Genomic DNA, 6,979 nt, shown 5'->3' on the forward strand with positions numbered 1-6,979 from the left:
AGCAGCCTGGAACGGAAATCAACCGCTCAAAGAAGCAACAAAGATCTACAAAGGTTAGGGAAATTGCTTTTCAAAAAGGGGGATAAGTGAAATGAAGAAAGAACAACGAATGGCGCAGGAAATTACGGAAAAGCTTGGTGGCGCCGATAACATTCACAGCTTAACGTACTGTATGACACGCCTTCGCGTCATGCCCAAGGATGAATCCAAGGTCGATCTGGCTGGAATCAAGAACATTGAAGGTGTCATGGGAGTAGTGGGGGATGAAACCCTTCAGATCATCGTTGGACCCGGAACGGTCAACCGGGTGGCCGATGAGATGACCCGCACCACCGGACTTTCAGTTTCTGCTCTTGATGAAGACGGTGAGGACGATCTTGCCAAAACGACGAAAGACGCCATTAACCGGAAGAACGCTACACCGTTTAAGCTGTTTCTTCGTAAAATCGCCAGCATCTTTATTCCGCTTATTCCGGCTATCGTCGGTTCCGGTCTGATTGCAGGTATTTCAAACGTTCTTCTGCGCAGTGGTGTTCCAAAAGACCTTGCCATCATGCAGATGATTGATATGATCGGCTGGGGGCTCTTTGGATATCTGGCTATCTTTGTGGGGATAAACACGGCCAAGGAATTTGGTGGCACACCAGCTCTCGGTGGTGTCGCCGGTATTATGCTGATCAACCCGGCACTTGCCAACATCACATTATTTGGTGAAAAGCTCGTTCCAGGACGGGGTGGTCTGATCGGTGTTATGCTTGCTGCCTTTTTTATCGCATGGAGCGAAAAGCGGATTCGCCGTTTCGTACCAGCTGCAGTTGATATTATTGTAACTCCTACACTTGCTTTGCTGGCTACAGGAATCGCAACCATTTTCGTTTTACAGCCTGTTGGAGGATTCATCTCCGATCTGATTACAAAAGGACTCTTGAACATTCTTGATATGGGTGGTATTTTTGCCGGGATCGTACTGGCCGGAACCTTCCTGCCGCTTGTTGTTACTGGGCTTCACCAAGGTTTGACTCCAGTTCATATGGAACTTTTAAATTCCATCAAGGTCGATCCGCTGCTACCAATTCTTGCGATGGGTGGAGCAGGGCAGGTCGGCGCAGCGTTTGCCATTTACTTTAAAACAAAAAATGCCAAGCTCAGGCGTGTCATCAAAGGCGGATTGCCGGTTGGTATCCTTGGTATCGGTGAACCATTGATCTTCGGGGTAACCCTTCCTCTCGGACGTCCGTTCTTAACGGCTTGCCTTGGCGCAGCGGTTGGAGGAGCGTTCCAGGCGTTCTTCAAAATTGGAACGGTTGCCATCGGGGTTTCCGGGCTGCCTCTGGCATTCCTGATTAAAGAAACAAATCAGATTGTTCTCTACATTGTCGGACTATTATTGGCTTACATTTTCGGATTTCTTTTCACCTGGCTCTTTGGCTTCAAAGAGTCCATGGCGAAGGACATTTAAAGCAGTATGAATAGGGAGTGGCAGGCATGTTAGGGATTTCAGTATATCTGGGCAATGATCCGGAGCAGAACATACAGTGGATTGAAAAAGCCAGCCGCTATGGTTTTAAAAAGATCTTTACATCGCTTCATATCCCGGAAGAAGACGCCTCTCTTTTAAAAGAGAGGCTGATCCTTCTTGGAAAATCAGCTGAGAAAACGGAAATGAGCATCATGGTAGATGCTGGTCCAAAATCTCTGGAGTGCATTGGTCTCAGCATGAGTTCCATTGATCAGCTGAGAGAGTGGAATATTACCGGGCTCCGTGCTGATTATGGTTTTTCAGATCAAGAAATCATCGCATTATCACAACATTTGAAGGTGGGTGTCAATGCGAGCACCATTAACGAACAAATGGTAAAAGACTGGAAGGATAATGGATTGCAAACCGAAAATGTGGAGGCATGGCATAACTTTTATCCCCGCCAGCACACGGGCATCTCTTCTTCCTTCTTGCAGAAACAAAACAGGCACTTAAAAAGTATGGGACTTCAAACTGCTGCATTTATTCCAGGTAATAAGAAACTAAGAGGGCCAGTATACGAGGGGCTTCCAACGCTTGAAAAACACAGGGGAGCTAACTCTTATCAGGCCGCTGTGGAGCTGGCCAGTCTTCAAACCGATCACATTTTAATTGGAGATGTGGAAATCTGTGATGAAACACTGGAGCTGCTTTCGGTATGGCAGTACGGCATTATAACGTTGAAGGCCGAATGGATCGCGGAGCCTGTCATATCGAATATCCATACGAACCGGATGGATGCGGCCCGGGATGTTGTTCGTTCCGCTGAATCACGTACTTATGCAAGGAATGATGGACATAAAGTGGAACCGCATGATTGGCCACAGATCCGTCCTAAAGGAAGTATTACGATCGACAATGTCAAATACGGACGATATGCCGGTGAACTTCAAATTACAAAAACTGACCTGCCAGCTGATGAACGAGTGAACGTGCTCGGCCGTGTGAGGGAAGAGGATCTGAAGCTGCTTGCCCACATCGGCCCCGGACAAAAATTTTTAGTGCAGTGAAAGGAAATTCCATGAAAATCAATCATCTAACGACAGAAAAACGTAATCAAAACACACTGGACATTGATGAAGTTTCAAGTCTTGAAGTGGTACGCAAAATCAATTTAGAAGACAAGAGGGTTCCGGAAGCGATTGAAAAAGTATTGCCGGAAATTGCTTCTGTTGTGGATCAGGTGGTGGTCGCTTTTCGTAAAGGCGGACGTCTCATTTATACGGGAGCGGGAACGAGCGGACGGCTTGGCATTTTGGACGCATCCGAATGCCCGCCAACGTACGGTACACCGTCCGAAATGGTCATCGGCATCATTGCTGGCGGGGACCAGGCGATTCACACAGCAGTTGAGGGTGCAGAGGATGATGGCGAAGCCGGCAAAAATGATCTCTTAAACCTTCAGCTGACCGAAAATGATGTGGTGGTTGCCATTGCAGCGAGCGGAAGAACACCGTATGCGATTGGTGCACTGAAGTACGCCAATAAGGTGGGGGCAGTGAGTGTTGCTCTCGTTTGCTCGCAGGATTCTGAAATGAGCAGGGTGGCGCAGCACACAATCGCCGCTGTTGTTGGTCCTGAAGTGGTGACAGGATCCACACGAATGAAAGCAGGAACCGCGCAAAAGCTCGTACTGAACATGATCAGCACGGCATCGATGATCGGAATCGGAAAGGTGTACAGCAACCTTATGGTGGATGTTCAGCCTTCCAATAAAAAGCTTATTCAACGGGCCAAGAACATTGTTATGGAGGCGACCGGTTGTAGGCCGGAAGAGGCGGAGAAGGCTCTCTCCGATCATGACGGCTACGCCAAGGCCGCCATTTTGCAGGTGCTGACAGGTTGTTCTCCACAGGAGGCGAAGGACCTTCTGGAAAAACATAAAGGAATGCTGAAAAAGGCATTGCAGGAAAAGAAAAGTTAAAACCTATTAATCTTGAAATTTAGGGGGGACCTGTTATGTTAGGGTTTTTACAACGAATTGGCCGGGCGCTCATGCTGCCGATTGCCGTATTGCCGGCTGCCGGTCTATTGCTTCGGTTAGGTTCAGAGGATATTTGGAACATCCCATTTATGGCTGCGGCAGGGAACGCGGTTTTCGCCAACCTGGCGATTATCTTTGCCATCGGGGTGGCGATTGGATTTTCAAAGGATGGAAACGGAGCTGCCGCCTTGGCAGGAGCCATTGGTTACTTTGTTCTGACGAGCGGGACACAAGCTATTGATAAGGATATTAACATGGGTGTGCTCGGCGGGATTCTCTCGGGAATCGTGGCTGGACTGCTCTATAACAGGTTCCATAATGTAAAACTGCCAGACTACCTCGGTTTCTTTGCCGGCAGGCGCTTTGTCCCGATTGTCACTGCGGCAAGTATGATTGTTCTTGCCGGAATCTTTGGATATGTATGGCCTCCGGTTCAGGATGGCATTAATGCGGTCGGCCAATGGGTCGTTGACGCAGGCGCATTCGGTGCGGCCGTATTCGGCTTCCTTAACCGATTGCTTATTCCGCTTGGATTGCATCACATTCTCAATAACTTCCTTTGGTTTATCTTTGGTGACTTTAAAGGAGCACATGGCGATTTAAGCCGTTTCTTTGCCGGAGACCCTTCTGCAGGATTCTATATGTCCGGATTCTTCCCTATCATGATGTTCGGATTGCCGGCAGCGTGTCTGGCGATGATCATGGCGGCAAAAAAGGAAAAGCGAAAAGCCGTTGCCGGGATGCTGGGCGGATTGGCGTTTACCTCTTTCTTAACAGGTATTACTGAACCGATTGAGTTCTCGTTCATGTTCCTTTCACCGCTGTTATACGGAATTCATGCTTTATTAACAGCCATCTCCATGGCCATTGCCGTTATGTTTGATATTCACCAGGGCTTCACGTTCTCAGCAGGAGCGCTTGACTTCTTCCTGAACCTGAAAATTGCCCAGCGGCCATGGCTTCTTGTTCCGATTGGGCTCGTTTACGCGGTGATTTATTATGTAGTCTTCTACGTCATGATTGTGAAGCTCAACATTAAGACCCCTGGACGTGAAGATGAGGATGAAAACATTGTGGAGGATGCAAGTGCAGGGGCATCTGACAATGAGGAAGGAAGTGATAAGTACGATGGCATTGCTGCCCGTTATATTGCTGCACTCGGTGGAACAGATAACATTGATGTGCTTGACAACTGTGTGACACGGCTTCGTATGAAGCTGAACGATGCTGGAAAAGTCAATGAGCCGGATTTGAAAAAAGCAGGCGCTAAGGCGGTGCTCAAATTGAGCTCGACTGATGTCCAGGTTGTGGTCGGTACAGACGTCGAAGCGGTTGCTGAGGCGATGAGAAAGATTGTTTCAAAGGAAAAACGAGTTTCATAAGGGTAGATTGAGAGCCTTCGGCGGTGCCGGAGGCTTTTTTGTTGGTTTTTAAAAGGTAGGATAGCCGAATTAAGCAAATCTAATGATAATTGGGCAAAAACAGCAACAATTGGGCGCAATTTTAATTCATTGGGCAAAAACCAGTGTTAATTGAGCATAACTAAGTATTCCGACTTCTTACCGCAACGCTCACCCGAGCAAAAGTATATCCAGCCTCCACCAAACAAAAAAAACCTGCCTTCTCCCAAGAGAGAAGGCAGGTTTTTTCATAACTGATTAGTACCAGCCTTTGCCGCCGCCATAGCCGTAGCCGTAGCCACCGCATCCGCCATAGCCGCCATAGCCGCCATAGCCGCCATAACAAGCGCATCCGATAATAATCAACAGGATGAATAGGACGACAATTAAACTAAAGTTGTTAAAAATTCCGTGACCACCTGACATATTGTTCACTCCCGGATTATTGTATTTAAGAGGCTTTCCCTCTTCCTCCATACATCATATGAATTCAGGCGGGCTATGAAACCGGGGCATGTGCGGAATTTTGGTGATCATGCCTTTGAATCAGCCTTGCTTCGTATCACCGAGTGAGGTGACGAGCGATTCTTTGTTGCGGTAGTTTGTGATCAGTGAGATGCCGATCAGCACAACAAAACCGGTCGCAATCCCGTACATGATCGGGTTGGTTGACGCGAGGCCTTCTATGAGCAATCCGCCGATCACGACAATCGTGCTGGCAAGAATGGAGTAAAAGCCCGCATTCGGTGTGGCCTTTTTCCAAAAGAACATCATCAGAAACGGAACGAAGATGGCGCCGGAAAGGATGGCATAAGCCACATCAAGGGCAACAAGAACATCCTGAATCCAGACCGCAAAACTGATGGCAAGTAAACCAACACAGAGAGTAGTGACACGTGACAGCACAAGAAACTTTTTATCACTGATATCCTTCATAAAATACTGACGGAGAATATCGTTGGTGATCAGGGTGGAAGAGGCCAAAAGCGTTCCTGACGCGGTGGACATAAGCGCAGAAATGACGCTCGCCAGTACCAGGCCAAGAATTCCGGCTGGCAGGATGTTCAATGCGAGTGTGGCAAACGTATTTTGTGTATCGCCGATATTTGGCAAAATCACAAACGCACACATTCCGATGATGCTGCCTGCAAGCGCATAGGCGATGGAGTAAATACCAGCATACAGTGACCCTTTTCTGGCGATTGATGGTGATTTTGCGGTAAACACACGCTGCCAGATATCCTGAGAAACGACCATTCCCAGGGTGTAAAGGAGAAAGTATTGAAAAATTTGCGCATAACCGATGGATGTTAAGCTGAGATGAGATTCTGGCAATTTCGAGATCAGGCTTCCGATTCCATCTGCCTTGGCGATGCTCATCGGCAGCATGATCGCAAAAATTCCGACAGTCATTACAACGAATTGAATAATGTCTGTAACCGTAACGCTCCACATTCCGCCCAGGATGGTATAGAAAAGAACGATTCCGCCGCCCACAAACATGGAAGTGGTCAAATTCCAGCCGAGCAGCACATTGATGATGGTACCCATTCCGATGACTTGAGTGACGGCGACCATGAGTGTATAAATCGAAGCGACAATGGCGGTGATCAGTCTGGCTTCGGATTTGTATTTTTTGCCGAGCAATTCACTGATGGTTGTTACCTTGTACTTGGCGATTTTTTTGATAAAAAAGGTTCCCAGAACAATGATTCCAAGCCCGATCATCGAGACGAACCAGATGCCGGAAAGGCCGAACTCATAGCCAAGTTTGGCTGTTCCGATGGTTGAAGCTCCTCCTAAAATGACGGCAGACAGACAGCCAAGGTACATGAAAAGCCCAAGATTTCGTCCGGCAAGGGCAAAATCCTCTGTCGTTTTTGCCTTCGTGGAACCAATAATACCTACCCCAATCAGAACTGCAAAATAAAGAAAAATGATAACCGTGTCCAACGTACCCATATCAAAACCCTCCCTTTATTCATTTATGAATAATTAAAGCTGTGTTTGTTCAATGGCTGAATGCGTTCTTGCTTTCTTTAAAGCGACCAGGGTAATCATTTCAAACATGACCGA

6 protein-coding genes are annotated in these 6,979 nt (G+C 47.6%); 4 read left to right on the forward strand and 2 right to left on the reverse strand.

The annotated features are described in order from the left end of the window. Window positions 1–91 precede the first annotated feature (91 nt). The 4 genes from DMO16_RS23320 to nagE are packed head-to-tail and all read left to right on the forward strand — an operon-like array spanning window position 92 to window position 4,885. Window positions 92–1,459, forward strand: a complete 1,368-nt coding sequence (locus DMO16_RS23320) for a PTS transporter subunit EIIC (RefSeq protein WP_129480201.1) — start codon at window positions 92–94, stop codon at window positions 1,457–1,459. A 26-nt stretch (window positions 1,460–1,485) separates the two neighbouring features. Further along, window positions 1,486–2,529: a DUF871 domain-containing protein gene (locus DMO16_RS23325; RefSeq protein WP_129480202.1), complete on the forward strand. Its 1,044-nt coding sequence runs from the start codon at window positions 1,486–1,488 to the stop codon at window positions 2,527–2,529. Between the two features lie 11 nt (window positions 2,530–2,540). Next, window positions 2,541–3,443, forward strand: a complete 903-nt coding sequence (gene murQ / locus DMO16_RS23330; RefSeq protein WP_129480203.1) for an N-acetylmuramic acid 6-phosphate etherase — start codon at window positions 2,541–2,543, stop codon at window positions 3,441–3,443. Between the two features lie 35 nt (window positions 3,444–3,478). Further along, window positions 3,479–4,885 carry an N-acetylglucosamine-specific PTS transporter subunit IIBC gene (gene nagE / locus DMO16_RS23335; protein ID WP_129480204.1) on the forward strand — a complete coding sequence of 469 codons (1,407 nt, stop codon included), beginning with the start codon at window positions 3,479–3,481 and terminating at the stop codon, window positions 4,883–4,885. 276 nt (window positions 4,886–5,161) lie between these two features. On the opposite strand, the gene DMO16_RS23340 is transcribed toward nagE, so the two are convergent. Both DMO16_RS23340 and DMO16_RS23345 read right to left on the reverse strand, forming a co-directional pair. Further along, a complete protein-coding gene (locus tag DMO16_RS23340) occupies window positions 5,162–5,329 on the reverse strand; it encodes a YjcZ family sporulation protein (protein ID WP_074440558.1) in 168 nt (55 codons plus the stop codon). A 120-nt stretch (window positions 5,330–5,449) separates the two neighbouring features. Next, window positions 5,450–6,865 (reverse strand): sodium:solute symporter, encoded by a 1,416-nt coding sequence (locus DMO16_RS23345; RefSeq protein ID WP_129480205.1) that lies wholly within the window; start codon window positions 6,863–6,865, stop codon window positions 5,450–5,452. Window positions 6,866–6,979: the final 114 nt, after the last annotated feature.

It is taken from the genome of Fictibacillus sp. S7 (assembly GCF_004127935.1).
Classification (GTDB): domain Bacteria; phylum Bacillota; class Bacilli; order Bacillales; family Fictibacillaceae; genus Fictibacillus_C; species Fictibacillus_C enclensis.